Source organism: Variovorax sp. Soil_C_17, from assembly GCF_057657265.1.
Genome location: NZ_JBDGIT010000007.1, coordinates 98,935 through 123,725, shown reverse-complemented (window position 1 = coordinate 123,725; position 24,791 = coordinate 98,935). Strand labels below are relative to the sequence as shown.

The 24,791-nt window shown below is 67.4% G+C and carries 23 protein-coding genes; 7 read left to right on the top strand and 16 right to left on the bottom strand.

Annotated features, from left to right (window positions below; all coding sequences use genetic code 11):
- The 3 genes from AC3A6Y_RS26935 (at position 1) to AC3A6Y_RS26925 (ending at position 3,800) form a co-directional block, all read left to right on the top strand.
- Complete coding sequence (locus AC3A6Y_RS26935) at positions 1–1,041, top strand: ABC transporter substrate-binding protein (protein WP_487871308.1); 1,041 nt, start codon at positions 1–3, stop codon at positions 1,039–1,041.
- Between the two features lie 31 nt (positions 1,042–1,072).
- Entirely contained in the window at positions 1,073–2,590 is a 1,518-nt protein-coding gene (gene amaB / locus AC3A6Y_RS26930; RefSeq protein WP_487871307.1) for an L-piperidine-6-carboxylate dehydrogenase, read from the top strand.
- A 112-nt stretch (positions 2,591–2,702) separates the two neighbouring features.
- Positions 2,703–3,800 (top strand): cupin-like domain-containing protein, encoded by a 1,098-nt coding sequence (locus AC3A6Y_RS26925; protein ID WP_487871306.1) that lies wholly within the window; start codon positions 2,703–2,705, stop codon positions 3,798–3,800.
- Positions 3,801–3,858: 58 nt separating this feature from the next.
- On the opposite strand, the gene AC3A6Y_RS26920 is transcribed toward AC3A6Y_RS26925, so the two are convergent.
- The 6 genes from AC3A6Y_RS26920 to AC3A6Y_RS26895 form a co-directional block, all read right to left on the bottom strand.
- On the bottom strand, positions 3,859–7,131 hold the full coding sequence (locus AC3A6Y_RS26920) for a galactose oxidase early set domain-containing protein (protein WP_487871305.1): 3,273 nt from the start codon (positions 7,129–7,131) through the stop codon (positions 3,859–3,861).
- Positions 7,132–7,518: 387 nt separating this feature from the next.
- A complete protein-coding gene (locus AC3A6Y_RS26915; RefSeq protein WP_487871304.1) occupies positions 7,519–9,021 on the bottom strand; it encodes a carotenoid oxygenase family protein in 1,503 nt (500 codons plus the stop codon).
- 10 nt (positions 9,022–9,031) lie between these two features.
- Positions 9,032–9,442: a DUF2141 domain-containing protein gene (locus tag AC3A6Y_RS26910; protein WP_487871303.1), complete on the bottom strand. Its 411-nt coding sequence runs from the start codon at positions 9,440–9,442 to the stop codon at positions 9,032–9,034.
- Positions 9,443–9,587: 145 nt separating this feature from the next.
- Positions 9,588–10,655, bottom strand: coding sequence for an AI-2E family transporter (locus AC3A6Y_RS26905; protein ID WP_487871302.1), 1,068 nt, complete (start codon positions 10,653–10,655; stop codon positions 9,588–9,590).
- A gap of 39 nt (positions 10,656–10,694) precedes the next feature.
- The gene (locus tag AC3A6Y_RS26900; protein ID WP_487871301.1) at positions 10,695–11,396 is read right to left on the bottom strand and encodes a GntR family transcriptional regulator; all 702 of its coding nucleotides are present in this window, start codon (positions 11,394–11,396) and stop codon (positions 10,695–10,697) included.
- A gap of 69 nt (positions 11,397–11,465) precedes the next feature.
- The gene (locus tag AC3A6Y_RS26895) at positions 11,466–12,809 is read right to left on the bottom strand and encodes a C4-dicarboxylate transporter DctA (protein ID WP_487871300.1); all 1,344 of its coding nucleotides are present in this window, start codon (positions 12,807–12,809) and stop codon (positions 11,466–11,468) included.
- 463 nt (positions 12,810–13,272) lie between these two features.
- Here AC3A6Y_RS26895 and yidD point away from each other — a divergent pair, with 463 nt between their 5' ends.
- Positions 13,273–13,455 carry a membrane protein insertion efficiency factor YidD gene (gene yidD / locus AC3A6Y_RS26890; protein WP_487871299.1) on the top strand — a complete coding sequence of 61 codons (183 nt, stop codon included), beginning with the start codon at positions 13,273–13,275 and terminating at the stop codon, positions 13,453–13,455.
- 425 nt (positions 13,456–13,880) lie between these two features.
- On the opposite strand, the gene AC3A6Y_RS26885 is transcribed toward yidD, so the two are convergent.
- The 5 genes from AC3A6Y_RS26885 to AC3A6Y_RS26865 all read right to left on the bottom strand — a co-directional run bounded on the left by AC3A6Y_RS26885 (position 13,881) and on the right by AC3A6Y_RS26865 (position 17,623).
- Positions 13,881–14,303 carry a hypothetical protein gene (locus AC3A6Y_RS26885; RefSeq protein WP_487871411.1) on the bottom strand — a complete coding sequence of 141 codons (423 nt, stop codon included), beginning with the start codon at positions 14,301–14,303 and terminating at the stop codon, positions 13,881–13,883.
- Positions 14,304–14,418: 115 nt separating this feature from the next.
- Positions 14,419–15,348, bottom strand: a complete 930-nt coding sequence (locus AC3A6Y_RS26880; protein ID WP_487871298.1) for a tripartite tricarboxylate transporter substrate binding protein — start codon at positions 15,346–15,348, stop codon at positions 14,419–14,421.
- Between the two features lie 56 nt (positions 15,349–15,404).
- The gene (locus tag AC3A6Y_RS26875; protein WP_487871297.1) at positions 15,405–15,776 is read right to left on the bottom strand and encodes a carboxymuconolactone decarboxylase family protein; all 372 of its coding nucleotides are present in this window, start codon (positions 15,774–15,776) and stop codon (positions 15,405–15,407) included.
- A 30-nt stretch (positions 15,777–15,806) separates the two neighbouring features.
- Positions 15,807–16,562, bottom strand: a complete 756-nt coding sequence (locus tag AC3A6Y_RS26870) for a class II aldolase/adducin family protein (protein ID WP_487871296.1) — start codon at positions 16,560–16,562, stop codon at positions 15,807–15,809.
- Between the two features lie 2 nt (positions 16,563–16,564).
- Positions 16,565–17,623 carry a beta-keto acid cleavage family enzyme gene (locus tag AC3A6Y_RS26865; RefSeq protein WP_487871295.1) on the bottom strand — a complete coding sequence of 353 codons (1,059 nt, stop codon included), beginning with the start codon at positions 17,621–17,623 and terminating at the stop codon, positions 16,565–16,567.
- A 113-nt stretch (positions 17,624–17,736) separates the two neighbouring features.
- Between AC3A6Y_RS26865 and AC3A6Y_RS26860 the strand changes: the two genes are divergently transcribed.
- On the top strand, positions 17,737–18,726 hold the full coding sequence (locus AC3A6Y_RS26860) for an AraC family transcriptional regulator (RefSeq protein ID WP_487871294.1): 990 nt from the start codon (positions 17,737–17,739) through the stop codon (positions 18,724–18,726).
- Positions 18,727–18,920: 194 nt separating this feature from the next.
- Here the strand turns inward: AC3A6Y_RS26860 and AC3A6Y_RS26855 are convergent, their stop codons facing one another.
- The 3 genes from AC3A6Y_RS26855 to AC3A6Y_RS26845 all read right to left on the bottom strand — a co-directional run bounded on the left by AC3A6Y_RS26855 (position 18,921) and on the right by AC3A6Y_RS26845 (position 21,135).
- Entirely contained in the window at positions 18,921–20,537 is a 1,617-nt protein-coding gene (locus AC3A6Y_RS26855) for an N-acyl-D-amino-acid deacylase family protein (protein ID WP_487871293.1), read from the bottom strand.
- Between the two features lie 68 nt (positions 20,538–20,605).
- Positions 20,606–20,755: a hypothetical protein gene (locus tag AC3A6Y_RS26850; protein ID WP_487871292.1), complete on the bottom strand. Its 150-nt coding sequence runs from the start codon at positions 20,753–20,755 to the stop codon at positions 20,606–20,608.
- A gap of 191 nt (positions 20,756–20,946) precedes the next feature.
- A complete protein-coding gene (locus tag AC3A6Y_RS26845) occupies positions 20,947–21,135 on the bottom strand; it encodes a hypothetical protein (RefSeq protein WP_487871291.1) in 189 nt (62 codons plus the stop codon).
- Between the two features lie 297 nt (positions 21,136–21,432).
- Here AC3A6Y_RS26845 and AC3A6Y_RS26840 point away from each other — a divergent pair, with 297 nt between their 5' ends.
- A complete protein-coding gene (locus AC3A6Y_RS26840; RefSeq protein WP_487871290.1) occupies positions 21,433–22,038 on the top strand; it encodes a DUF6448 family protein in 606 nt (201 codons plus the stop codon).
- Positions 22,039–22,048: 10 nt separating this feature from the next.
- Positions 22,049–22,510, top strand: a complete 462-nt coding sequence (locus tag AC3A6Y_RS26835) for a hemerythrin domain-containing protein (protein ID WP_487871289.1) — start codon at positions 22,049–22,051, stop codon at positions 22,508–22,510.
- 236 nt (positions 22,511–22,746) lie between these two features.
- On the opposite strand, the gene AC3A6Y_RS26830 is transcribed toward AC3A6Y_RS26835, so the two are convergent.
- Together AC3A6Y_RS26830 and AC3A6Y_RS26825 are read right to left on the bottom strand one after the other, a co-directional pair.
- A complete protein-coding gene (locus AC3A6Y_RS26830; protein WP_487871288.1) occupies positions 22,747–23,589 on the bottom strand; it encodes a citryl-CoA lyase in 843 nt (280 codons plus the stop codon).
- Complete coding sequence (locus AC3A6Y_RS26825; protein WP_487871287.1) at positions 23,586–24,785, bottom strand: CaiB/BaiF CoA transferase family protein; 1,200 nt, start codon at positions 24,783–24,785, stop codon at positions 23,586–23,588. Before AC3A6Y_RS26825 ends, AC3A6Y_RS26830 begins: the two co-directional genes overlap by 4 nt.
- Positions 24,786–24,791 lie beyond the last annotated feature (6 nt).

Below are 24,791 nucleotides of genomic sequence, written 5' to 3'. Positions count from 1 at the left end.
ATGAACCGCCCCACCTCCCTCGCCGCCGCGCTCGCGGCCCTGCTCGCCGCAGGCACCGCCTTCGCCCAATCGAAGACGCTCTACATCGGCATGAACGGCGGCACCTTCGAGAAAACGTACACCCAGCACGTCTTCCCCGAGTTCGAGAAGCAGACCGGCGCCAAGGTGGTGGTGGTGCCGGGCACCTCCTCCGACATCCTGGCCAAGGCGCAGGCCAACAAGGACAAGCCGCAGATGCATGTGATGTTCCTCGACGACGGCATCATGTACCGCGCCATCGGCATGGGCCTGTGCGAGAAGCAGCGGCCCAGCGCGGCGCTCGACGGGCTCTATCCCGCGGCCCGCTTCAAGGGCGACATGGCCAGCGGCGTGAGCCTGGGCATGACGGGGCTGGCCTACAGCAGGAAGATGTTCACCGACAAGGGCTGGGCCGCGCCCACCTCGTGGATGGACCTGGCCGACCCCAAGTACAAGGGCAAGGTGGTGTTCCAGTCGATGCCGTCGTCCTCCTTCGGCCTGCACGGCTTCCTGATGTTCAACCGCATCCAGGGCGGCAACGACAAGAACGTCGACCCCGGCTTCAATGCCTGGGCCAAGACCATTGGGCCCAATGTGCTGGAGTACATCCCGAGCTCCGCCAAGCTGTCGGAGATGGTGCAGACCGGCGAGGCCGCGATCTTTCCGCTCACGCCCACCGCGGTGGCGGCCCTCAAGGAGAAGGGCATTCCGGTCGAGTACGCGCAGCCCAAGGAAGGTTCCGTGGTGCTCACCGTCGGCCAGTGCGTGATCGCCAACAACAGCGAGCCGGAGCTGGCGCAGAAGCTGGCGGAGTTCCTGCTCAGCCCGCAGGCGCAAGCCGCGGCGCTGCAGTACGGCAGCCAGTTGCCGACCAACCCGAAGACGCCGGCCAACGGCGATGCGGGCGCGCAGGTCGCGAAGATCAACGAATGGATGAAGAATGCAGTCACGGTCGACTGGGACAGCATCAACGCGAACCGCCCCGCGTGGAACGCGCGCTGGAACAAGACCATCGAAAAATGACGCGCAACGGATCGAGACACGAGGACCCGACATGACTGCTCCCGCCACCCAGACCCACAGCCTGCTCGAGCGCCTGGGCGTGCCCGCCGAAGCGCTGCGCGGCGGCCCGCTCGCCGTGCGCTCGCCCATCGACGGCAGCGCGCTGGCCCAGCTCCCGGTGCACACGGCGGACGACGTTTCCCGCATGGTCGGCGAGGCGCAATCCGCCTTCCTGGCCTGGCGCAGCGTGCCGGCGCCGCGGCGCGGCGAGCTGGTCCGCCTGCTGGGCGAGGAGCTGCGCGCCGAGAAGGAGGCGCTGGGCGCGCTGGTCTCGCTGGAGGCCGGCAAGATCCTCACCGAAGGCCTGGGCGAGGTGCAGGAGATGATCGACATCTGCGACTTCGCGGTCGGCCTGTCGCGCCAGCTGCACGGCCTGACCATTGCGTCGGAGCGGCCCGGCCACCGCATGATGGAGAGCTGGCATCCGCTGGGCGTGGTCGGCGTGATCAGCGCCTTCAACTTTCCGGTCGCGGTGTGGTCGTGGAACTTCGCGCTGGCCATCGTCTGCGGCGATTCGGTGGTGTGGAAGCCGTCCGAGAAGACGCCGCTCACCGCGCTGGCCTGCCAGGCCCTGTTCGCGCGCGCGGCGCGTCGCTTCGGTGCCGAGGCGCCGGCCGGGCTGTCCGGCGTGGCGATCGGCCTGCGCAAGATCGGCGAGGCGATCGTCGACGACCCGCGCGTCGCGCTGGTGTCGGCCACCGGCAGCACGCGCATGGGCCGCGAGGTCGGGCCGCGGGTGGCGCGGCGCTTCGGCCGCTGCCTGCTGGAGCTGGGCGGCAACAACGCGGTGGTGGTCACGCCCTCGGCCGACCTCGACCTCGCGGTGCGCGGCATTCTCTTCGCCGCTGCCGGCACGGCCGGGCAGCGCTGCACCACCACCCGCCGGCTGATCGTGCACGAGAGCGTGCGCGAGACCCTCGTGGCCCGCCTGCGCAAGGCCTACGAGAAGCTCCCCATCGGCGATCCGCGCGAGCCCGGCACGCTGGTGGGCCCGCTGATCGACCGTGCCGCCTTCGAGGCCATGCAGTCGGCCCTGGGCGCGGCCGCCGAGGAGGGCGGCAAGGTCCACGGCGGCGAGCGCGCGCTCGCCGAGGCCTGGCCCGACGCGTACTACGTGCGCCCGGCCATCGTCGAGATGCCCTCGCAGACCGCCACCGTGCGGCACGAGACCTTCGCGCCCATCCTCTACGTGATGGGCTACGAGCGCTTCGAGGACGCGATCGCGATGCACAACGACGTGCCGCAGGGCCTGTCCTCCGCGGTGTTCGGCAACGACCTGCGCGAGACCGAGCAATTCCTCTCGGCCGCCGGGTCGGACTGCGGCATTGCCAACGTCAACATCGGCACCTCGGGCGCCGAGATCGGCGGCGCCTTCGGTGGCGAGAAGGAAACCGGTGGCGGGCGCGAGTCGGGCTCGGATGCGTGGCGCAACTACATGCGGCGCGCCACCAACACCATCAACTACTCGCGCTCGCTGCCGCTGGCGCAGGGCGTGCGCTTCGACGTTTGAGGCGGCGCCTCGCAGGGCGCGAACGACCCCGCGTCCGCGGGTCGTTCGCGCTGGGCGGAGGGAGCCGGGTCGGCACACAATGCACATGCCCGAGAACGCAGGAGATCTCCGCATGAAGCCTCCCAAGCCGCCTGCCCCGCCACGCCCGCCCGCCAATCAAGCTGAAAAGGCGCAACCCGCCCCGGCGGGCGCAGCGCTGACGCCCGAGTGGCTGCGTTGGGTCACCGAGCAACTGCTGCGCGGCTGCACGCCCGAATCGGTGCTGGCGACCATGACCGCTGCCGGCCTCGACGCGCAAGCCAGCGCGGAGTTGATCGAACAGGTGCCCGGCAATGCGGTCTACATTGCCGCCGAAGGCCGGGCGCAGCAGCTGCGCAAGCTCGAGTCCACGCTGGCCAACCTGCAGCTGCTGTGGGAGATCGATCCGATGTACGGCATCGTGGACAAGCGCGTGTCGGTCAGCGAGGACGAATTCATCGAACGCTACGTGCGGGGCTGCCGGCCGCTGGTGCTCACCGGCCACACGCGGGACTGGCCGGCGATGCGGCGCTGGTCGCCGGACGATCTGAAAGAACGCTTCGGCCATCTGGATGTCGAGGTCCAGGCCGAACGCCAATCGAATCCTCGCTACGAGGAAGACAAGGCCTTGCACCGGCGAAGCGTCCGCCTGGGCGATTTCGTCGACCAGGTGGTGGCCGGCGGCGACACCAACGACTACTACCTCACCGCCAACAACGAAGCCTTGCGGCGGCCCGACTTCGCGCCTCTGCTGGACGACATCGGCAGCCTGCCGCCGTGCTGCCTTCGCGGGGAGCTGGCCGAGCGTTCCTCGTTCTGGTTCGGGCCGGGAGGCACCGTGACTCCCTTGCACCACGACACGCTGATGCTCTTCCACACCCAGGTCGTCGGGCGCAAGCGCTGGCGCCTGATCTCGCCGCTGCAGGGGCAGCGTCTGTACAACACGAATGGCGTCTTCAGCCCCATCGACCTGGATGCGGTCGATCTGAGGCGCTTTCCCCTGTTCGAGGGCGTGCGTGTGCTCGAGGTCGTGGTCTGGCCGGGCGAGACGATCTTCCTGCCGCTGGGCTGGTGGCACCAGGTGCGCTCGCTCGACATCAGCTTGTCTTTCTCTTACTCCAACCTGGCCTTGCCGATAGCCAACCAGTTCATCTACTTCGACCCGGTGCCGCGTGCCGTTCCCGATGTTTGATGGAGAGCGCGCCCTGCGGCTGACGCAGGGCGCGGGCTTCGGCGAATGACGGCTTGGCTCAGGCGACGCGGCACGACTTGACGACGAACGGCGCCGGGTCGGTGCCGAAGAACTCGTTGGTGCAGGGCACCGTGCCATTGACCGTCTTTTGCACCCAGCGCGTGTCGGCGCCGTACCTCACCACGGTGGGTGCCGAGACGGTGAAGGTCTGTCCCTCGTTGGCTAGGAATGCGCCGGAGGGTGGTGGTGCGGGCGCGGGCGCGGGCGCGGGTGCGGGTGCGGGTGCGGGTGCGGGTGCGGGTGCAGGTGCGGGTGCGGGTGCAGGTGCGGGTGCGGGTGCAGGTGCGGGTGCAGGTGCGGGTGCAGGCGCAGGCGCAGGCGCGGGTGCGGGTGCGGGTGCGGGTGCGGGTGCGGGTGCGGGTGCGGGTGCGGGTGCGGGTGCGGGTGCAGGTGCGGGTGCAGGTGCGGGCGCAGGTGCAGGTGCAGGTGCAGGTGCAGGTGCAGGTGCAGGTGCAGGTGCAGGTGCAGGTGCAGGTGCAGGCGGTGGTGGCGGAGGCGGAGGCGGAGATGCAGTCACCAACCTGCAGGATTTCACCACGAAGGGCGCCGGATCAGTGCCGAAGAACTCGTTGGTGCAGGGCACCGTGCCGTTGACCGTCTTTTGCACCCAGCGCGTGTCGGCGCCATAAGCCACCAGGGTCGGGCTCGACACGGTGAAGCTGCCGCCTTCGGTGGCCAGCGTTGCTCCGGACGGTGCAGGTGCGGGCGCGGGTGCAGGTGCAGGTGCAGGTGCAGGTGCAGGTGCAGGTGCAGGTGCGGGTGCGGGTGCGGGTGCGGGCGCCGGTGCGGGTGCGGGCGCGGGCGCGGGCGCCGGTGCGGGTGCGGGTGCAGGTGCAGGTGCAGGTGCAGGTGCAGGTGCAGGTGCAGGTGCGGGTGCCGGTGCCGGTGCCGGTGCCGGTGCCGGTGCGGGTGCGGGTGCGGGTGCGGGTGCGGGCGCAGGTGCAGGTGCAGGCGGTGGTGGCGGAGGCGGCGATGCAGTCACCAACCTGCAGGACTTCACCACGAAGGGCGCCGGATCAGTGCCGAAGAACTCGTTGGTGCAGGGCACCGTGCCGTTGACCGTCTTTTGCACCCAGCGCGTGTCGGCGCCATACGCCACCAGGGTCGGGCTCGACACGGTGAAGCTGCCGCCTTCGGTGGCCAGCGTCGCTCCGGACGGCGGCGGCGCAGGCGCAGGTGCAGGTGCAGGTGCAGGCGCAGGCGCAGGTGCAGGTGCAGGCGCAGGCGCAGGCGCAGGTGCAGGTGCAGGTGCAGCCGTCCCCGTGTCCGCCACGCACGACTTGGTCGTGCCCGGCGCGGGATCGGTGCCGCCGAAGAAGGACGTGCTGCACGTGCCGGCGCCGGTCACGACCTTGTCGACCCAGCGCGAATCGGCGCCGTAGCTCACCACCGTTGCGCTGGTCATGTTGAAGGCGGCGCCCTGCGCAGCCACGGTGCGGTCGGCGCTCGTCACCTGGCTGCCCGGCGTCACGCCGCCGGCCTTGGGTGCGAGCACATGGCAGGTCTTGGCGGCGTTCGGCGCCGGATTCATGCCGAAGAACTCGCTCCTGCAGCTCACGTTGCCGGTGACGGTCTTCTGCGTCCAGTTCCCGCCGTTGCCGAACTGCACGACGGTCGGGGCCGGCAGGGTGAAGGTGTGTCCCTGGTCGCCCACCTTCGTCCAGCTGCCCTGCACCTTCACGATCTTCGCAATGGAAGGCACGCCGGCGCTGTCGATCGCGAACAGCATGTAGTAGCCCGCGGGCAGGATGTTCGGGCTCTCGTTGAGGGTGACGTTGACCGTCGAGCTTCCGTTGCCCTGAGTGAAGGGCAGTTCGAGAAAGCGTTGCCCGAAGTCGGTCGAATGCGTCACCGAGCCGGTACGCACCAGCGTCACACGCTGGATCGACAGCGGCGACGCCACGCTGATCTGGAAGTTGGTGCCGAGGGTCAGCTGGGCCGGCGCCGTGTTGATGATCGGGCGTGGCGCACGCTGGCCGTTGGCGTTGAAGAGGTAAGGCGGCGAATAGATCTCGGCATTGAGGTTGATCACCGGCCCGGGCGAGCCGCCGCCGACCGACAGCACGGTGGCATCGGGCAGCAGCATGGCCGTGGAGTGGTACAGGCGCGCTTTCTGCGCCGCGTTGCCGGTGGTCCACTGCCCCGTGGCGGGATTCCAGATGAGGGCCGTGAAGGCGGTGTCGATCAGCTCGTTCTCCTGGGCCGAGCCGCCGGTGACCAGCACCTTGCCATCGGCCAGCACGGTGGCCGTGCCCCATTCGCGATTGGGCCCGGGGCCGGCAACGGGGGTCACGACCGGCGTGCGGCCGTTGATGTCGACCACCATCGCGCTGCCGTCCTCGGCCACCATCAGCATCTTGCCGCGGTCGAACATGGCCCAGGGCAGCACCCAGTTGACGAACTTCGGCATCGTGCCGACCGGCCCGAGGGTGGGCGCCTCCGTGTTGATGCTGAACAGCTGATTGCTGCTGGCCACCACCACCCGGCCGTTGGGGGCCAGCACGGCGCGAGGATAGAACCAGTCGCCCGGCCAGTTCGAAATGGCTCCCAGTGTTTTCCAGCCCTGGCCCGGCGTGTAGATCTCGGGCACGCCGGAGCCTGCGCCGCCGCCGTCGATGCCCGCCAGCATCAGCGCCCGGCCGTCGGCCAGGGGCACCGCGCTGCCGTACCAGCGCGCATAGGCCATCGGCGGCCCGGCAGTGATGGTGGAGGAGACCGGGTCGTAGAAGTTGACGTCGGCCACGCCGCCGTTGACCTGGTTCGGCGTGATCCCGCGGGTGTCGCCGCCGGCCAGCAGCACCTGTCCGGCCGGCAGCACGGTCTGGGCGCTGCAGAAGAGATCGGTACGCGTACTGTGCTGCAGCAGGCTGTGTGCGTTGGTGGCCGGCGTCCAGACGTCGTAGTAGAGCTGGGCGCCCTGGGCGCCGCTCGGATCGGTGCCGTAGCTCATGACCTTGCCGTCGGGCGTCAGCACGGCATGGATGGCATTGATCGGCCAGCTGATGGGCGCGCCCCACTCGCCGCCGGTGTTGGGTGCGACGGCGGCCGCCACAGCCGCTGCCGCGGTGGGCTCGCTGGAGATCCCGGGCCCGCGGTCGATGGGTGCCGGGCGGTCCCGTTCCAGTTCGCGCTGCCGGGCGATGTCGGCGGGCGTCCTGACGGCCTTGCGCGCCATGACGAGCGAGGTCTTGGCTTCGGCGTCAGGGGTGGTGGGGGCGGCGCTTGCCGTGGCATCGGCGGTGCCGGTGGTGGTGGCGACAGCGGCGGACATCCCGCTTCCATTCGCCCCGGGAGCCGGAGCGGGGGCGGGGGCGGGAGCGGAGGCGCCGGTACCGGCCATCCCCGAGGGCATGCCGCCATCGCCTCCACCGCCGCACGCGGTGATCACCAGCGGGGCCCACAGGGCGATCCACCTGAAGCCTGAAGCGCGCGGAAACGGCGGCAAGGTGTTTGGCATATCGCCCTCAGAAAACGAGAACTTACGCGTTATACGCCGGCGATTTTAGAGCGTCGTCAATCGAATTGAGTAGGCCCAAAGACCTAAGAAATTCCCCTAGTTGAACGAAGGCGGCGTGCCGTTCCAGCGGCAAGGGAAGGGGAGGATGGCTTGCGCCATCTTCGGCAGACTTCGGGCCTCGAGGTCCCCAAAATAAGCCGGCTAGACCGGCACGAACGCCCCATGCAATCCCAGCGGCAAGGCACGCGGCAGGATGGCCTGCGCGACCGGCCCGGCTCTCAGGTTGTCGGCCGCGAAGCACGAGAGCACCGTCTTCCCCCGCGCCAGATCGAGCACCGTCCCCAGAATCCATCCCGGCCGCCGTCCGTCGGGCACGAACACGTGCTCTTCCACCATCGCCTGCGCGCCATAGACGAAGCGCTGCGAGCGACCGGTCTCGACATCCGTGCGCGCGATCGCGCCGAAGCCCGGGCGCTCCTTCATCAGCTGCGTCGCATGCACCACGCTGCGGTGGCGCAGGCCGACACGGCGCGGGTCGATGCGCGGGAACTCCGCGGCGAAGTCCAGCACGTGCTGCGTGGCGCGGCCGGTGGCGAGGTCCAGTGTCGCCACGGTCAGGTGGGGTTCGGGGCTCGTCACGCGCCGCCCGCGCATCAGCTCGCGGTTGGCGGTGAAGACCGAGCTCGCATCGTCCGAGCGCACGTAGTCGATATGGATGCGTGTGCCCTTCGGCGTGGCCTCTTCCCACGCGTTGCCCACATGGAAGAGGAAGCCCGCCGGCAGCGTGAGCAGCTGGTGCTTGCCCCAGTCCTTCTTGTCGACGACGAGCGCGCGCATGCCCAGCTCGGGCCGCCACACATGCGCGTCGAGGAAGCTGGTGCCGGCCTGCTGCTTGCGCGCAGCGTCGTAGACCAGCGGGGGCATCAGGAAGACCAGGTGCCGCTCGGTCACGGCGAAGTCGTGGACCATCGGCAGGTCGGCCACCGGCAGCACGGCGGCGCGGCGCAGCTGGCCTTCGGGCGCGATCTCGTAAAGCGCCAGCAGGCCCTGGCTGCTGCCCACGCCGAAGTTCCACACCGTGCCGTCCGGGTCCACCTTGGGATGGGCGGAGAAAGGCATGCCCGCGAGGTCCGCGCGCCAGGTCTTCGGGCCCAGCGTGGCGAGGGTGCGCGCGTCGATGCGCGTGGCCGAGCCGCCTTCCCACAGCGCGAGCACCTCGCCCTGCAGCGGCAGCACGCTGGTGTTGGCGACGTTGATGCCGTCGGCCGAGGTGGGCGGCTCGACGCCCGGCGGCACGGTGCCGAAGGCCTCGGTCAGCCGCCGGCCAGCGCGCACTTCGGCGACGCGCTTGGGCGTCGCGACATAGCGGCCCTGGTGGTGCACCTGCCGGCCCTCGATGATCAGTTGCTGCACCATGCCGTCGCCGTCGAACCAGTGGTGGTAGCGTTCGCCGCCCAGGTCATGGCCCGCCGGGCCGATGCGGTAGAGCGTGCCGGCCACTGCGTCGGGAAAGCGGCCGCGTACCTCGGCGGGCGCGAGCGGAAGGTCGCCGGGCGGCGTGGCGAAGCCCAACTTCCAGGGGGCGCTGGAGGTCTCGAATTCGGCCTGCCAGCCGGCGCCCTCGCCGGCCCGGGCGAGCAGGGGAGCAAGAAGGGGCGTCGCGCCGGCGGTGGCCAGCAGGCGCAAAAGTTCGCGTCGTTGCATGGCGGGTTCCTCAGCGCAGGTGGATCACGGTTTGCACATCGGCATCGACCTGGAGCGCGGCAGCGTCGAATCCGGGCGCCGCACGGTTGCCCTTGGCATCGTTGGAGAAGCCGTAGCGTTCGGTGGGCATGCCCATCAGGTTGGTGTCGAGCTTGCCGTTGCCGTTCTCGTCGGCGAACACGCGCAATGCGTAGCGCCCGGGTGCCAGGCCGGGAAAGGAGAGCCGGGCCCTGCCGTTGTTCATCTGCACGATCTGCGCCGCCAGCGTCTTGTTGCCGTCGTAGTTGTGGGCGCTGTCGAAGAGCGCGACGTACAGCGGAGTCGTCGCGGCGGGACCGTCGACGACGCTGAGTTGAAGGTCGGCCGCCAGTGCACCCAGGGGGGCGAGCAGGGCGGCGGCAGCGAGAGAAAGCTTGTGCATGAGGGCCTCTTCGTGAAGTGGAGGCCCCGACGATCGCGCAGGCAGGCCGCGCTGCCCAGCGCGATGCGACGAGATGCAGGATCGCCGCGCGAAATGCGAACCGTGCGTGCGAAGCGCCACGGCATCGCGACGCGGTGTCCGTCTTCTAGCCCGCAGGCCCCTCGGCGTCTTCGTTCGACGAGGCGAACAAGTCCCACGTGGCCATGAAGAGCGCCGCCACCACCGGCCCGATCACGAAACCGTTCACCCCGAACAGCGCCATGCCGCCGACGGTCGACATCAGGACGATGTAGTCGGGCATCTGCGTGTCCTTGCCCACCAGGATCGGGCGCAGGACGTTGTCGACCAGCCCGATCACCACCACCCCGAAGACGATGAGCGCGACCCCTTCCCAGACATGGCCGGTCGCCAGGAAGTAGATCGCCACCGGCAGCCAGATCAGCGCCGCGCCCACCGCCGGCAGCAGCGAGAGAAAGGCCATCAGCACCGCCCACAGCAGCGCGCCCTGCACGCCCAGCGCCCAGAAGGCGAGGCCGCCCAGCGCCCCTTGCACCGCGGCCACCGCCACGTTGCCCTTGACGGTGGCGCGGATCACGTTGGTGAACTTGTTCAGCAGGAAGTGCGTGTGCGGCCGCGCCATCGGCAGTGCCTCGCGCACCGTCTTCGACAGCGCGGCGCCGTCGCGCATGAAGAAGTACAGCATGTAGAGCATCAGCGCGAAGCTCACCACGAAATCGAAGGTGTTCTGCCCGATGTTGAGCGCCTGCGTGGCGATCAGCTGGCCGGTCTGGGCGGCGCCCTGGCCGATGCGGGACAGCATCGCCTCCATGTTGCTCAGCCCGAAACGTTCGAGCAGGTTGAACAGCCATTGCGGCATCACTCCGATGATCTGCTGAAGATAGCGCCCGAAGTTGATCTCGCCGGTGCGGATGCGCTGCGTCACCAGCGAGGCCTCCTGCACCAGCGAGACCGTCACCACCGTCAGCGGGATGATCACGATCACCAGGCAGATCGTGAGCGTGGTCAGCGCCGCGAGGTTGCGCCGCCCCGGCATCGTCCTCAGCAGCCGCTTGTAGAGTGGATTGAACAGGATGGCCAGCGCGACGGCCCAGAGCACCGCCCCGAAGAAGGGCATGAGGATCCAGAAGAAGGCAGCCGTGACGGCCGCCAGCAGGAGGAGGAAGACCGTGCGCTGCAGTTCAGGTGAATTCATGGCCCGGCGACTGTAGCCGAGGCGGGGGCACCCGGGCTGTCAGCGGGAGGCGCGTGGCAGCGCCACCGGAGCCAGCGTGGCGCGCAGGCGCTCGTCGGCGCCGGGGCTGGCGGCCACCTCGGCCTCCAGCGCCTCCTCGACGTTCCCGATGTGGTCCAGCATCAGCTGGCGGGCGCGCTTCATGTCGCCGGCCTCGAGCGCAGCCACGATGGCCGCATGCTCGGCACAGGACTGGCCCGCCTCGTGCGTGGACTGGAAGAGGGTGGCTGCCAGCGTGGTGCGCGCCGTGAGGTCGCGCAGCACGTCGCACAGCAGCCGGTGGCCCATCTGGTCGGCCAGGCAGACGTGGAAGTCCGCCAGCAGGAAGGCGCGGGTGGCGGCGTCGGCGCCGGCAATGGCGCGCTTCTCGTCGGCGATGTGCTCGCGCAGCTTGCGGATGACCTTCGACAGCGGCCGTCCCCCCGATTCGGCCAGGATGCCGGCCTCGATGATGCGGCGGGCGGCAAAGGCATCGCGGGCCTCCTCGGCCGAGGGCTCCACCACGTACCAGCCCCGGCGCGACTGCACCTCCACGAAGCCCCGCGCCTGTAGCTGCATCAGTGCTTCTCGCACCATGGTGCGGCTGACGCCGAAGTTCTCTGCCAGCTGCTGCTCGCCGAGGCGCTCGCCGGGCGCGAGCTTCTGGGCGAGGATGGCCTCGACCACGCGCGCGGCGATGGTGGTGGGGGTGACTTCGGTCATGGTTGGGGAACCTTCGCCTTCGGCTGCGGTGCTATTCGCCTTCGGAGCGGCCGTGCGGCTCATGGCGCGCTAGTGTGCCGGACGCGCGGCCTGCGCAGCGTGGGCGGCAGCGACCGGCGAGTCGGGCTCGGCCAGGGGCTCGTCTTCCGGCGAGTGGGTGCCATTGAGCACCGCATGGGCGCGTTCGCGGTCGATGTCGCCTTCCCAGGCCGCGATGGCGACGGTGGCCACGCAGTTGCCGATCAGGTTGCCGAGCGCGCGGGCGATGCCCATGAACCAGTCGACCGAGAGCACCAGCACCAGCCCGATCGCGGGAATGGCCGGAATCGCATGCAGCGTGGCGGCCAGCACCACGATCGCCGAGCCCGGCACGCCGTGCGCGCCCTTCGAGGTCACCAGTGCGATCGCGAGAATGGCGAGCAGGTCCGACATCGAGATCGGCGTGTTGGTCGCCTGCGCGATGAACACCGCCGCCAGCGTGATGTAGATCGAGAAGGCGTCGAGGTTGAAGGAATAGCCGGTCGGGATCACGAGGCCGACGGTCGAGTCGCGGATGCCCATGTGGCGCAGCTTGGCCATGATCTGCGGCAGCACGCTGTCCGACGAGGTGGTGGCGAAGACGATGGTCAGCTCCTCGCGCAGGTAGCGCAGCAGCTTGATCAGGCTGAAGCCCGAGAGCTTCATCACGAAGCCAAGCACGACGAACACGAAGACCAGCACCGAGGCATAGAACAGCACCACCAGCATGCCCAACTGCTTGAGCGAGCCCACGCCGTACTTGCCGACCGTGAACGCGATGGCGCCCAGCACGCCCAGCGGCGCCAGCTTGATGATGATGCCCATGATCTTGAAGAGCACCAGCGAGAGCGAATCCACCACCGTGGCCACCGGCTTGCCGAGGTCGCCCAGCAGGGCCAGCGCGCAGCCGAACAGCACCGCGAACAGCAGCACCTGCAGCACGTCGCCGGTGGCGAAGGCGTTGACCACCGTGGTGGGGATCAGCTTCATGAGGAAATCGACCGTGCCGCCGCTGGTGAGCTTCTCGGCGTTCGAGGCGTAGGCGCTCATGGCGGCCGAGTCCAGCGTGCCGGGGTCCACGTTCATGCCCACGCCGGGCTTGAACACGAAGGCCAGCACCAGGCCCATGGCCAGCGCGAGGGTGGTCAGCACCTCGAAGTAGATCAGCGCCTTGACGCCGACCCGGCCCACCCGCTTGAGGTCCCCCGCGCCGGCGATGCCGTGCACCACCACGCAGAAGACCAGCACCGGGATGATCATCTTGATCAGCTTGATGAAGCCGTCGCCCAGGGGCTTGAGCTTGACCGCGAAGTCGGGGAAGAACAGGCCCGCCGCCACGCCGAGTACCAGCGCGATGACCACCTGACCGAAGAGTGATTTGGCGAAACGGGGCATCCTTGTCTCCGTGATGGTTGCATGCAAGACAAAGAAGATCTTGCATACAAGCAATGTAGGCAAGGTTTGGGATTTTTTCTGTGCGGGTATACCCCTGGTCGTTACCAGCGCTTGCATTTGAGAGGAGCGAACATGACGAAAGCAAGAGCCATCCGGCAGCGCATCGATCCGCCGCAGCAAGGAGGACGGATCTGCGACGCGTGGGTTCCGTAGCCCGCAGGATCCAGTCCAAGCTCGCTGACCCGGCCATCGCGGTGGAGGGCCGAGCCCACCCAAGGGCTTCGCCGTTCATTGAGGCGCTTGAGCGCGCTCGTCGAGCAACGGACGGCAAGGCGACCGGTCCCGATCATTGACTGACACCTGTTCCCCACCATGATCAAGAAGGTTGTGCTTCTCTCCAGGCAAGGCTATCGACGTGCGCTCGATATGCTTGTCGCGGCCTGGATTCAGGAAGGGATAAGGTATGTTGGGGTGGTGGGCGTTGATGCTTCAAAACGGATACCAGCGGTTCATCTCACCCTACAAGGGCTTCAGCTGCGCACGTCGAGTGCGGACGGGCGGAGCTTCATGTTCGCGGTTCGCAAAGCGAGCGATTGCTCGCCTGGGCATCGTGGCGGGCGTCCTTGGTCACCATCCATCGCTTTGAAGCATGCGCCGCCTGGGCACAAGTCCTCTCCAGCGCGGAAGGCCAAGCCGCCGCGGCACCGCCGGAGGCTCCCGCTGAGGCTTGCCCGCTCTGGTCCCGCTGGGGCGCGAGGAAACTGTCAGGGTGCTGCGCGTGCTGGCCCGGCTAGGTCAGAATCCGGCCAGGAGCAGTCCTCCGCTAGTGGGCCTGTGGACGGCCGGTGTCGATCCCTAAGCCGACATAGATCGAGCATACCCATCCTGCGGCTACGTGCCCTTTGCCGACAATCGGTCGAACTTTCGGGCTGCCTGCACCTGCGGCCATGGACAGCCGTTCAATGTGCATGCCAGGAAGCAGCCGCTCGACGCCGCTCTCGACCGGAAGCAGACATTCGGTCACGCTCTGCCAGATGGAGCCACTGCAAGGAGTCGCGAGGGAGCGCTGGTTCACAGGAGCCCTTCAGGTTTGTCTTCATGCCATGCCGATGCCGGCGATGGCCGCCACCAGACACCAGCGAGACAGGTCGCCTCGGGGGCAACAGCGACAGCGCTGCGAGGAAGGCGGTCTCGCCCACCATCAGCGCGATCGGCTTGAGGCCCACGCTGAACAACTCCGTGGATGGTGGCGCCGAGGAACATTCCCGCCACGCAATCGTCCAGGCCTAGCGCTCGGCACCGTGGCCAGGAGCGCGCCGAGAACCGGGCGCTTCGTCCGCCGGCCCAGTGCGCCACCATCACGGCGCCGCCGCTGTGCGCTGCGACCATGATGGGGCCGTCAATGGCTTGCGCCGCGGCTTCGATGGCTGCGACGCGCTTAGCGGAATCGAGGTCGGTTCGACCCATCGCGTGCACTAAGGCCACGCGGGACAGCTCGCGTGCGAGCAGCGTCTGCCAATGCTGCTCAGGAGTCGTCTCGCAGCCCGGGGACGATGAGGACGGTAGGTGTTTTCATGCCGCCAGGCGCAAAGCCATCCCCAGGAACAGCTCAATCAACCAGCTTGATACCGGCTGCCTTCAGGATTCCAGCGTTGCGGTCGTAGTCCGCGCGCAAGCCGCGCCCCAGTTCAGCAGGTGTCTGCACGGCGTTCGGCTCGTAGCCGGCCGCCGCCAGCTTGTCGCGGAAGCGGACACTCGACGTGAGTCTGGTGAGCGCGGCGTGGATGATTTCGACCGTGGCGTCGGGCAGTTTGCCCGCGGCGAAGACGCCGAACCAGTTGCAGAAGTTCATCTCGGGGTATCCGAGTTCCGCGAACGTCGGAACCTGCGGAAGGAAACTGCTGCGGGCCTTGCCGGCGTACGCATAAGGGACGAGCTTGCCCGATTGGACGAATGGCCGCGACGAGACGACCACGTCGAACATTAAGGGGACCTGGCCACCCATGACCTGCGTCAGGCCGGCAGGCGAGCCCACGAAAGGCACATGCTGCAAGTCAAGGCCTTCGCGTGCATTCAGCATCAGCCCGGCGTAGTGCGAGACGGTACCGATGCTGTACGAAGCGTAGTTGACCTTGCCGGGCTGCTTCTTGACCTCCGCCACGACCGACTTCAGGTCTCGCGCGCCGAACCCCGGGTTCCCGACCATCACGAGGCAGGTGTGCGCGAAGGCAGCCACGGGACGGATGTCCGAGAAGGGATCGAAGCCGGCCTTGACCGCCAGCGGCCCTTCAGTCACGAGGTTGTTGGCTGCGAAGAGGAGCGTGTGGGCATCTGGTCCCGAACCGAGCATGGCGCGGACGGAAATCGCGCCGAGGGCTCCCGGCTTGTTGTCGACGATCGCCGGCTGTCCGGTCTCCGCAGTGATCGCCTCGGCCAGCAAGCGTGCGATGACGTCGGTGCTGCCGCCAGGGCTCGCGCTGGTCACCAGCTTGACCAGCTTGTCGGGCCAGGCCCATGCCGGCCCCACCAGCGCGGCCAATGCAGCGGCGCAAGCCAGGTTCCTGAAAATGTTGTTCGCTTTCATGATGCTTCCTCTCAGGTTGGATTGCGCTGAAGTTCCTCGCGCAGGATGGGCGCGGCCATGGCCATGCTGTGGACGCCAACGGTGGTGACCAGTTGCAGCACGGCCAGGATCTCTTCCGGCGTGATGCCGATGTCGAGGGCCCGGCGGATATGCCGGCGCGTGCCGGGTGCATACATGTGGGTGCACGCGGCATCCACGGCAATGGACGCAAGCTCGAAGGTCTTGGGGTCGAGCACTCCCGGCCGCAGCGGCCGCGCCACCGCGTGCAGGTAGCGCTCGGTCCAGTCCGGATCGAGTTCGGCGAGCAGGTCCCAGTCGGCGTTCCACGTGCCGTTCGCGCGCATCGCATCGCAGGTCGGAGTCGGTATGTCTTCTTTCTTCACGTCTTGTCTCCTTGGTCCATCATGCGATGCTCAAGTCTTGTAGCTGGGGTCCAACCGGTCAAGCTTGCGCAGGAGGGCCGGCCAAGCGAGTTCGCCTCCCATGTCGAGCGTGGCGTTCTGCATCACCTGCGTCACTCCCTGCAGGATCTCCGGCCGGACCGGGACCAGTTCGCCTCCTGCCTGGGCGTCGAGCTGGATGCGGCAAGTGGCTTCGAAGATGTACATCTGCAAGAAGGCTTCGGGGATCGTGCGGCCCACTGTCAGGAGCCCGTGGTTGCGCAGCATCAGGTAGCTGGCGCCACCGAGGTCCGCCTGCAGTCGCGTCTTTTCGTCATCGCGTAGCGCGACGCCTTCGTAGTCGTGATACGCGAGCGAGGCCAGCACGAAGGTGCTCTGCTGACTGATGGGCAGCACCCCGCACTTCTGCGCACTAACCGCAACCCCGGCACGCGAATGGGTATGCAGCACGCAGCCGGCGTCCTCTCGCGCCGCATGCACAGCGCTGTGGATCACGAAGCCTGCGGGGTTTACCGGGAAGGGCGACCCCTGCAGCTTGTTGCAGTCCTGGTCGACCTTCACCAGCGAGGACGCCGTGATCTCGTCGAACATCAGGCCGTAGGGATTGACGAGGAAATGGTGCTCGGGCCCGGGAATGCGCGCGCTCGTGTGGGTGAACACCAGGTCGCTCCATCCGTAAGCGGCCACAAGGCGGTAGCAAGCCGCGAGGTCGCAGCGAAGCTTCCATTCTTCGGCACTCACCACCTCTTTGACAGAAGGAATATGCATGGTCAGGCCGCCGTCTTGCGCTCTGCCAACGCTGCCCGGGTCGGGCGGCGATGCTGCGGATAGCGCAGCTGCTCCAGCGTCTGCTCCGTGGTCTCGTACTGCTTGCCGATCTTGTAGATGGCGCGCGCTTCGTCCGCGTTGGCGACGCCCCGCCCGAGCTCACGGGAAATGCGGACCAGCTGCTCCACCATCTGCACAGAGGTGATCGGCTCGCCGCTGGGGCCCCACAGGTTGTCCTCGTTACCGCAGCGCACGTGCAGGCCCATGGCGATCGCCATCGTGTTGATCGGCAGGCACTGGCGCATGATCGCTTCGAGCGTGACGCTGGCGCCGTCGGGCACATGGCGGAGGAAGTCCATCATGCTGTAGGGCTCGGGCGTGTCGAAACCGCCGCCGATAGCGTTCCATGAGATGTTCAGCGGGCCGCGGTAGTGCCCCGCACGGATCAAGCGCTCCAGCGTCAGCAGGCTCGGCTTGGATACCAGCTGGAAGTGCGGCTGGATCTTCGCGGCCTGCAGGCGGTGCAGGTGTTCGCGCAGCCACTGCGGCCCGGCCGGCACCGTGAGTTCTTCGTAGGTGTCCCACACCTCCCTGCGCGAGAACGAGGTGCCCGCGATGTCCTCCTTGGTCATCAGCTCGGTCACGTTCATCTGGGTGGTGTTGACGGCCACCGTTACCTGGTCCGGCTTTGGGTTGAGCTCGGCAAGCATGTGGCGCGTGTCGTCACTCAACCACTTGGCCTCCGCCCCCTCGCCTTCCGGCGCGAACGAGATCGAGCCGCCGACCTGCAGGATCATCTTGGGCACCGCCTCACGCAGCCGAGCCAGCAGTTCGTTGAACATCGACAGCCGCTTGGAGCCCTTGCCATCCAGCTCGCGCACATGCGTGTGCAGCACGGTGGCGCCGGCGTTGTAGCAGTCGACCGCGATCTGGACGTGCTCGTCCATCGTCAGTGGAATGTCGGACCCGTCGCCAACCTCGAAAGCGGGGGCGTATGGCGCGACGGTGATGACCAGCTTGTCCTGGTTTTCGGGAACGAGGGATCCATCGAGGAAATGCATGAAAGTCTCCTTGGGTTAGGGGCTCTCAGTGTGCAGAGAGGTGCGCTTGTCCGATGTATGATCCGGGACATTGACTGTCGAAACCGGGACATCGCATGTCACGCCCACCGCACATGGTTCGCAGCGGAAGCCTTATCGGCTACGCCGAGGTGGCCCGGCAGGTCGGGCTCGATCCGGACATCATGTTGCGTCGGGCGGGGTTGAACCCCAGATGCCTCGCGGACCCAGCGATCCCCATCCGCGCAGCGGGGGTGATCCGCGTGTTAGAAGACTCCGCAAACGCTGCGGGCGTCGAGGACTTCACTCTACGAATCGTGAGGGCGCGCGCGCCGTGGACCCCCCTCGGGCCGACCAGCGTCGTGATGCGCGAGGCAGAGACCGTGCGGGAAGCTATCGAACTTCTTTGCCGCTACATGCGTTTCCTGAACTCGGTGCTGGTGGCACAGGTGGACGATCACGAGGATGTGTCGGTCGTCCGCGTCGAGGTGCTGGCCGAAGTGCACGGTTCCGTGCGGCAAATGACGGAGGGCGCCGTGGGCGTGCTTTACCGCATCCTCTCGGGACTGCTCGGTTCCGACTGGAAGCCGCGATGTGTTTGCCTCGAACACCGGCCGCCGCATGCGCCCACCATCCACAAGTCGATGTTCGGCACCGTGGAGTTCAACGCCAGCTTCAACGGCATCGTCTGCGCAACGAAGGACCTTCACGCGCCCTTGGTCAAGCCCGATTCTGGCATGGCGCCTTATGCGCGACGAATCCTCGACGAGGCCATCGGCTCGGGCGACGGTTCAATCGACAACGTCCGTCGCGTGATCATCGCCCTGCTCTCGTCCGGGCGATGCACCGTCGAGCAAGTCGCGAAGGCTCTCGCCATCGACCGGCGCACTCTCCACCGGCATCTGCTCGCGGAAGGAACGAGTTTCACGCAGCTGCTGCAGGAGGTTCGGTGCGAGTTCGCGGCGCGACACATCGAAGCCAGCGACCGCCCGCTCGCGGAGGTCGCGGACCTGCTCGGCTTTTCAACGCCGAGCGCCTTCGCGTTCTGGTTCAGGAAGAACTTCGGGATGACGCCGACTACATGGAAGCGATCGGGGGCGGCGTGAGCTGGTGCGCAGCATTAATCCGTCCGACGTTCATCGTCACCCTTGATTTCCTGCAACGTCGACGCAATGCCACGACTGAACGCGTCGACCAGTCCGCGGATTGAGAGCATGACCAAGCGTTCTACATCGCTTGTTTCGACAACCGGTAGAAATTCGTCGCCGTAGCCAATCTGGCGTTTGACCAGCCGCCGGCTTCAGGCCGGGCAGCTTCCCTCGCGCGGCGTGCGCAGCAGTGGCCGGCCGGCGGCGCGGCCGGTGATTTCGCCGCCGTCCACCGCCAGCTCGCCGTTCACCAGCACCGTCGTCACGCCCTGCGACAGCAGCGTAGGCTGCGCATAGGTGGCGCGCGCCGCGTAGCGCGCCGGATCGAACACCACCACGTCGGCGTGGTAGCCGCTGCGCAGGTAGCCGCGCTTGGTCAGTCCCAGGGTGTCGGCCACTTGGCCGGTGCTGGCGCGCACGAAGCGGCCGAGCGAGATCACCTTTTCCTTCACCACATACTGGTCGTACTTGCGCGCGAAAGTGCCGTAGGCGCGCGGATGGCCTTCCGACGAATCGGAGGAGGTCATCACCCACGGCCGCTTCATGAAGTTGCGCACGTCGTCGTCGGTCTGGTTGAAGGAGGCGATCGCCAGGTCGGCCTCGCGCAGCACCGCGATGGCGGCGTCCACCGGATCGCCGCCCTGCGCCACCTCGGCCAGCGTGCGGCCGATGTATTTGGTGTTCGGGCCGGCCGAGAACAGGATCGCCTCCGGCCCGCCGCGCAGGCGTAAGTTCTCGCGCATGTCCTTGCGCAGACGCTCCTGCAGCGAGGCGTCGTCGAATCGCTTGAGCATCGCGGCGCGGCCGCCGTCCACCGCCCAGCCGGGCACCAGCGCGGCCGAGAAGCGGGTGCTCGATGCGGTCCACGGGTACTGGTCGGCGGTTATCGGCAGGCCGCGCTTCTGTTCGGCCTCGATGCGGCGGATGATGTCGCCGCTCTGGCCATGCACTGCCACGCCCAGCGCCTTGATGTGGGCTACGTGCACCGGCAGCCTGGCTTCGTGCCCGATGCGGATCACCTCGTCGATCGAGCCCTTGAGGCCGATGTTGTACATGGACTCGTCGCGGATGTGGCTGTCGTACAGGCCGCCGTGGCGCGCCGCGACCTTGGCCAGCTCGATCACCTCCTCGGTCCGCGCGAAACTCTGCGGCGCATAGAAGAGCCCGGTTGACAGGCCGAGCGCGCCTTCGCACATCGCGCGCGAGACCTGGGCGCGCATGGCGTCCAGCTGCTCGGGCGTTGGTGCGCGGTTGGCCTCGCCGAGCTGGCCGGCGCGCACCGGCCCGAAGCCGACGTAGATCGCGGTGTTGGTGCCGGCGCCGTTGTCCCTCAGCCGCTGCGCCTGCGCCGCGATGTCGGCGCCGCCGAAGCCGTCGCTGCCGATCACCGCGGTGGTCACGCCCTGGGTGAGGAAGGGCACGTTGAGCCGGCGGCGCGCGTCGGCCTGGAACAGGTCGCGGTCGGCATGGGTGTGCGGATCGATGAAGCCCGGCGCCACCACCTGGCCGCGCGCATCGATGCGCCGCTTGGCCACGAAGCGATGCGGCGCAGCCCTGCCGACGAAGACAATGCGGTCGCCGGCAATGCCGACGTCGCCCACCTGCGGCGGCGCGTCGTCGCCGGTGAAGATGGTGCCGCCTTCGATGATCAGATCGAGCGCGACAGGTTCGTCGACGGCGCGCGCCGACACGCCGAAGGCCAGGGGCAGTAGCGCCGCCAGCACGGCGACGCTGCGACGGAGCGGGAAGCGGGAGATGGCGACGGGCATGGCGATGGGAGTGCGCGTTGGAAGAGGGAAAGCGTCCAAGTCTAGAGGCGCCTCCGCGCGCGCGGCCATTACAAATGGACCACCGGCCATGCCCTGAGGGCATGGTCAGCACAGGCCCTCAAGCCACCATGCCCCTGTTCTGTCAGCGCATTGGCCGGCGGGTTGGCGAGTGTGATCTCGGCGATGCCGTCCAGCACTTCGTAGCGAGCTTGTTCCATGTGTCTCGTCTCGTCTCCTTGTTCATGTTTCGCCGCTTGGCAATCCGAACGCCGTCTGAGGCGAGCTGCTGCTGGGCCGGTCGCGATACGCCGGCCTCCGCCAGCATCTCGGCCGTGTGCTGGCCGAGCAGCGGCGCCGGGCGCACCGCCACACGCGTCGTCGCCCTTGAACCGTTTCAGCCCCTTGAAGATCAGCGGGGCGACCAGGGCGAGCGTGCGCTCGCGATCAGGCCCCAGACCAGATCGGCGTTGATCACGAAGAGAAGAGGACCCGGCGCCAGTCCGCATTGCTGGAAGCCCCCAAGCCCTCCGATGCCCCGAAAGAGCAGGTTGCCGCGCCAAATCGCCACCAGCAGGCCCAGGAGTGTGAAAGCTTCCATGCCGAATCTTCCCGAAGGATCGAAGTCCTCGGTGGCCTGCGGCTGAAGGACCTGGTCTTCCATACGTGTCTGCCCGACAGCTTGAAAGGCTCACGATCCCAGCCGTCGCGCCGCTGCGCCAACGCATGCTCGACGACATGCGCATGCGCAAGCTCGGACCCAAGACCCAGGCTGCCTACATACGCGGTTCGATAGTTCCGACGCCATTTCATTGACATGGATCAAGTGGCGCAGGCCGCCGTGCTCCAAGATATGGCGTGCTCTGCTCGTTCGACTCATTGAGGAAGGAGACGCATCATGAAGATCGCCGATCGCGCCGTGGCTGCCTTGTCGCTGTCCATCGCGCTGGCTTGGGCGGCGCCCGCGCAGGCGCACTGCGACACGCTCGACGGCCCCGTCGTGGCGGCTGCCCGCAGCGCGCTGGAGAGCGGCAATGTCAACCTCGTGCTCGTGTGGGTGCAGAAGAAGGACGAGGACGAGATCCGTCATGCATTCAAGCGGACGCTGGCGGTGCGGAAGCCCGGGGGCGAGGCGCTGCAGCTGGCCGACAGTTACTTCTTCGAGACACTGGTAAGGATCCACCGCGCCGGCGAGGGCGCGCCGTACACGGGCCTCAAGCCTGCCGGAACGGTCGAGCCGCCGGTGGCAGCCGCCGACAAGGCCATCGAGACGGGCCGGCTTCAAGGGCTCGCGAACACCATCTCCGAGCGGACCGAGAAGGGTCTGCACGAGCATTTCGCGCAGGTCATGGCGAAGAAGAAGTACCACCCGAACGACGTGGAAGCCGGCCGTGCGTACTCGAGTGCATACGTCGAGTTCGTGCACTATGCCGAGCGCCTGTACGACGCGGCCGACACGCTCGCCCCCGAGGCGCGGACGACGGCGCCCGTCCACACCCACTGAGGATCCCGCCATGGATCTTGTCATCCCCACCTCCTTGCAGCGGGAGCATGAGGCACTGCACGAGGAATTGCGCCGCGCCACGCAGGCCGACGGCGAGGTCGGCGAGGCCGCGAGTGCGCTGGCGCGGCTGATGCACCCGCACTTCGTCAAGGAAGACCAGATTGCGCTTCCCCCACTGGGGTTGCTGGCGGCGCTGGCGCGCGGCGAGGTCAGCACGGCCATGGCCGAAGTTCTGACACTGACCGACCGCCTCGAGGCCGAGTTGCCTGCCATGTTGCAGGAGCATCAAGCCATCATCGGCGCGCTCCAGCGGCTGCACGACGCCGCCACGCGAGCCGGCAGGGCCGACATCGTCGATTTTGGGCGCCGGCTCATGGACCACGCGCGCACCGAGGAAGAGGTGATGTACCCGGCCGCCGTGCTCGTGGGGCGCTACGTGCGCCTGAGGCTCGGTCCGACGCCGCAGCGGTGAGTACTTGACGCGAGCACCAGAACCCGTGGAGCTCGGCTCGAGGCCATTCAAGCAAGGCTGAAGTGCGACCCCCGCGCTTGTGCAATCGAAGGATTGATTCCAAGCCGCCTGACTGAGCCTCCGGATGGCGGCGTGCTCACCTTCGCCTGGGAACGCGCTTCCTGGATGTTCGTAGGCGAGAGTTCATCAGGGACCGCAGCGAAGGTCCCGTGTTGGCCGCATTTTCTCGAACTTGACTAGCGCTGGTCAGGCACCTCTCGGACGTGTTGACCTTCGTACGTCGGGATGTACTGCCGCGGAATTGGTCCTTTGATGCGCCCGCCTTGCTGGGTCTGCTCCCATGCGTGAGCAAGCACCCCGACAGACCTTGAGAGACAGAACAGTCCGCGGGCCAAGGGTGCGGGAAAGCCAAGCTCGGCGTAGATGACCGCCGTCGCTCCATCGATGTTCATCGGGATGGGCTTGCCCTTGCTTGCACTCAGCTTCGCTTCGACGGCCCGGCCGATATGCGCGAAGCGTCCACTGACCTCACCGCGGCCAGCCGCCTCGTCAACGAGTTCCAGAAGTGGTGCACTTCGCGGGTCGACGGGGTGGAAGCGATGGCCGAATCCTGAGATGACCTTGCCGTGTACTTCAACGAACGCCCGAAGCCCTGCGTCGACAGCCTCATCTTCGGGCGAGCCGGCGTCGATGCGCGCAGCGATGTCCTCATAGAGTTCGACGGCCTGCTCGCCAGCGCCGCCATGGACATCGCCAAGGACGTTGACCGCAGATGCCATCGCGCTGTTCAGCCCCACGCCGCAGGTCGCGGCCATACGTGCAATCGCAATGCTCGGCGCCTGTGGGCCGTGGTCGACCGCGGACATCAGCGCAGCCTCCAGAAGCTGGCCTTGGATGCGGGTCGGCAGCTCTCCCCTTGTCATCAGCCAGATCATCTGGGCCAGGCTCACCTTCTGGCGAATCAAGTCTTCGATGGGGTACCCGCGGTAGCGGATGACCCCGGGGGACATGTCGATGATGCTCGTGCGCCACCAGTCTTCCGTGGTCTTTCTGGCGTCCGAGGACGTGGCATCGGTCATATGGCTTTCTCCGTTCTGAGCGCTTCGATCTCCGAAGCCGAGTAGCCAAGGCTCGCCAGGATTTCCTCGGAGTGCTGACCCAGCGTCGGCGGAGGCGAGTCGACCTGCGGCGTCTTTCCATTGACCTTGAAACCCGTGCGGAGGAGGCGGATGTCGCGACCGACACCCGGCGCGTCCGGGAAGGTTCCAACCATGCCGCGCTCGGCAACCTGGGGATGCTCCAGCGCCTGCGGCACGCTGTAGACCGGCCCTGCCGGCACGCCGGCCTGATTGAAGAGCTTCCACCACGCGTCGGTGGACCGAGAAGCCATGGCCTCCTCGAGGATGGCTTTGAGCTCGAAGCGATGCTGGAGCCGACTCTGGCGCTCGCTGAAGCGACCGTCTTGAATGAGTTCCGGCCGGCCGACCACATGGCAGACGGCCTCGAATTGCTCTTGCTTGTTCGCTGCAATGTTCAAAAGTCCATCGCCCGTTCGGAACGTCCCCGACGGACTTGCAGTGACGTTCTCATTGCCCATCGGCTTGGGTTCGCGTCCGGCGACCAGGTGATTCGAGACCGCCCAGCCCATCGTCGACATCACGGCCTCCAACATGGAGACGTCGATGAACGTGCCACCCTCGCGGCTTCTGTCCGCCAGCGCTGCAGCAACGGCGAACGCGGCTGTGATGCCTCCAATGGTGTCCGCCATGGGATAGCCGACGCGATACGGTGCGTTTTCCGGCGCGCCCGTGATGCTCATGACACCGGACATGCCCTGGATGATCTGGTCGTATGCCGGCAGGTCCCGAAGAGGCCCCTCTTGTCCGAAGCCGGAGATGGCGCAGTAAATGAGCTTTGGGTTTTCCTTCAGCAGCTCTTCGTAGCCAAGGCCCAGGCGCTTCATGACCCCCGGCCTGAAGTTCTCCACGAGCACGTCGGCGGTGCGCACGAGCTTGCGAAAGACATCCTTCCCCGACGGATGCTTGAAGTCGATGGTGATGGAACGCTTGCCGGGATTCTGCGCCAAGAAGGACACCCCCATATAGCGCTTGTTCAGTTCGGCGTCTGCGCCGAGCTGGCGTGCCAGGTCTCCGCCATTGCGGGTCTCGACCTTGACGACGTCGGCGCCCATGTGAGCGAGCTGGTGGCAGGCGAAGGGACCGGCGAGCACGTTGGTCAGGTCCAGGACGCGGATGCCGCGAAGGGCGTTGGTCATGTCAGC

Coding starts and splice junctions, on each gene's coding strand:
- amaB (WP_487871307.1), top strand. CDS start 1,073: ATGACTGCTCCCGCCACCCAGACCCACAGCCTGCTCGAGCGCCTGGGC.
- AC3A6Y_RS26925 (WP_487871306.1), top strand. CDS start 2,703: ATGAAGCCTCCCAAGCCGCCTGCCCCGCCACGCCCGCCCGCCAATCAA.
- AC3A6Y_RS26900 (WP_487871301.1), bottom strand. CDS start 11,396: ATGACCGAAGTCACCCCCACCACCATCGCCGCGCGCGTGGTCGAGGCC.
- yidD (WP_487871299.1), top strand. CDS start 13,273: ATGTTGGGGTGGTGGGCGTTGATGCTTCAAAACGGATACCAGCGGTTC.
- AC3A6Y_RS26840 (WP_487871290.1), top strand. CDS start 21,433: ATGAAGATCGCCGATCGCGCCGTGGCTGCCTTGTCGCTGTCCATCGCG.
- AC3A6Y_RS26825 (WP_487871287.1), bottom strand. CDS start 24,785: ATGACCAACGCCCTTCGCGGCATCCGCGTCCTGGACCTGACCAACGTG.
- AC3A6Y_RS26830 (WP_487871288.1), bottom strand. CDS start 23,589: ATGACCGATGCCACGTCCTCGGACGCCAGAAAGACCACGGAAGACTGG.
- AC3A6Y_RS26835 (WP_487871289.1), top strand. CDS start 22,049: ATGGATCTTGTCATCCCCACCTCCTTGCAGCGGGAGCATGAGGCACTG.
- AC3A6Y_RS26935 (WP_487871308.1), top strand. CDS start 1: ATGAACCGCCCCACCTCCCTCGCCGCCGCGCTCGCGGCCCTGCTCGCC.
- AC3A6Y_RS26850 (WP_487871292.1), bottom strand. CDS start 20,755: ATGGAACAAGCTCGCTACGAAGTGCTGGACGGCATCGCCGAGATCACA.
- AC3A6Y_RS26910 (WP_487871303.1), bottom strand. CDS start 9,442: ATGCACAAGCTTTCTCTCGCTGCCGCCGCCCTGCTCGCCCCCCTGGGT.
- AC3A6Y_RS26915 (WP_487871304.1), bottom strand. CDS start 9,021: ATGCAACGACGCGAACTTTTGCGCCTGCTGGCCACCGCCGGCGCGACG.
- AC3A6Y_RS26865 (WP_487871295.1), bottom strand. CDS start 17,623: ATGCATTTCCTCGATGGATCCCTCGTTCCCGAAAACCAGGACAAGCTG.
- AC3A6Y_RS26855 (WP_487871293.1), bottom strand. CDS start 20,537: ATGCCCGTCGCCATCTCCCGCTTCCCGCTCCGTCGCAGCGTCGCCGTG.
- AC3A6Y_RS26895 (WP_487871300.1), bottom strand. CDS start 12,809: ATGCCCCGTTTCGCCAAATCACTCTTCGGTCAGGTGGTCATCGCGCTG.
- AC3A6Y_RS26905 (WP_487871302.1), bottom strand. CDS start 10,655: ATGAATTCACCTGAACTGCAGCGCACGGTCTTCCTCCTCCTGCTGGCG.
- AC3A6Y_RS26860 (WP_487871294.1), top strand. CDS start 17,737: ATGGTTCGCAGCGGAAGCCTTATCGGCTACGCCGAGGTGGCCCGGCAG.
- AC3A6Y_RS26845 (WP_487871291.1), bottom strand. CDS start 21,135: ATGGAAGCTTTCACACTCCTGGGCCTGCTGGTGGCGATTTGGCGCGGC.
- AC3A6Y_RS26870 (WP_487871296.1), bottom strand. CDS start 16,562: ATGCATATTCCTTCTGTCAAAGAGGTGGTGAGTGCCGAAGAATGGAAG.
- AC3A6Y_RS26920 (WP_487871305.1), bottom strand. CDS start 7,131: ATGTCCGCCGCTGTCGCCACCACCACCGGCACCGCCGATGCCACGGCA.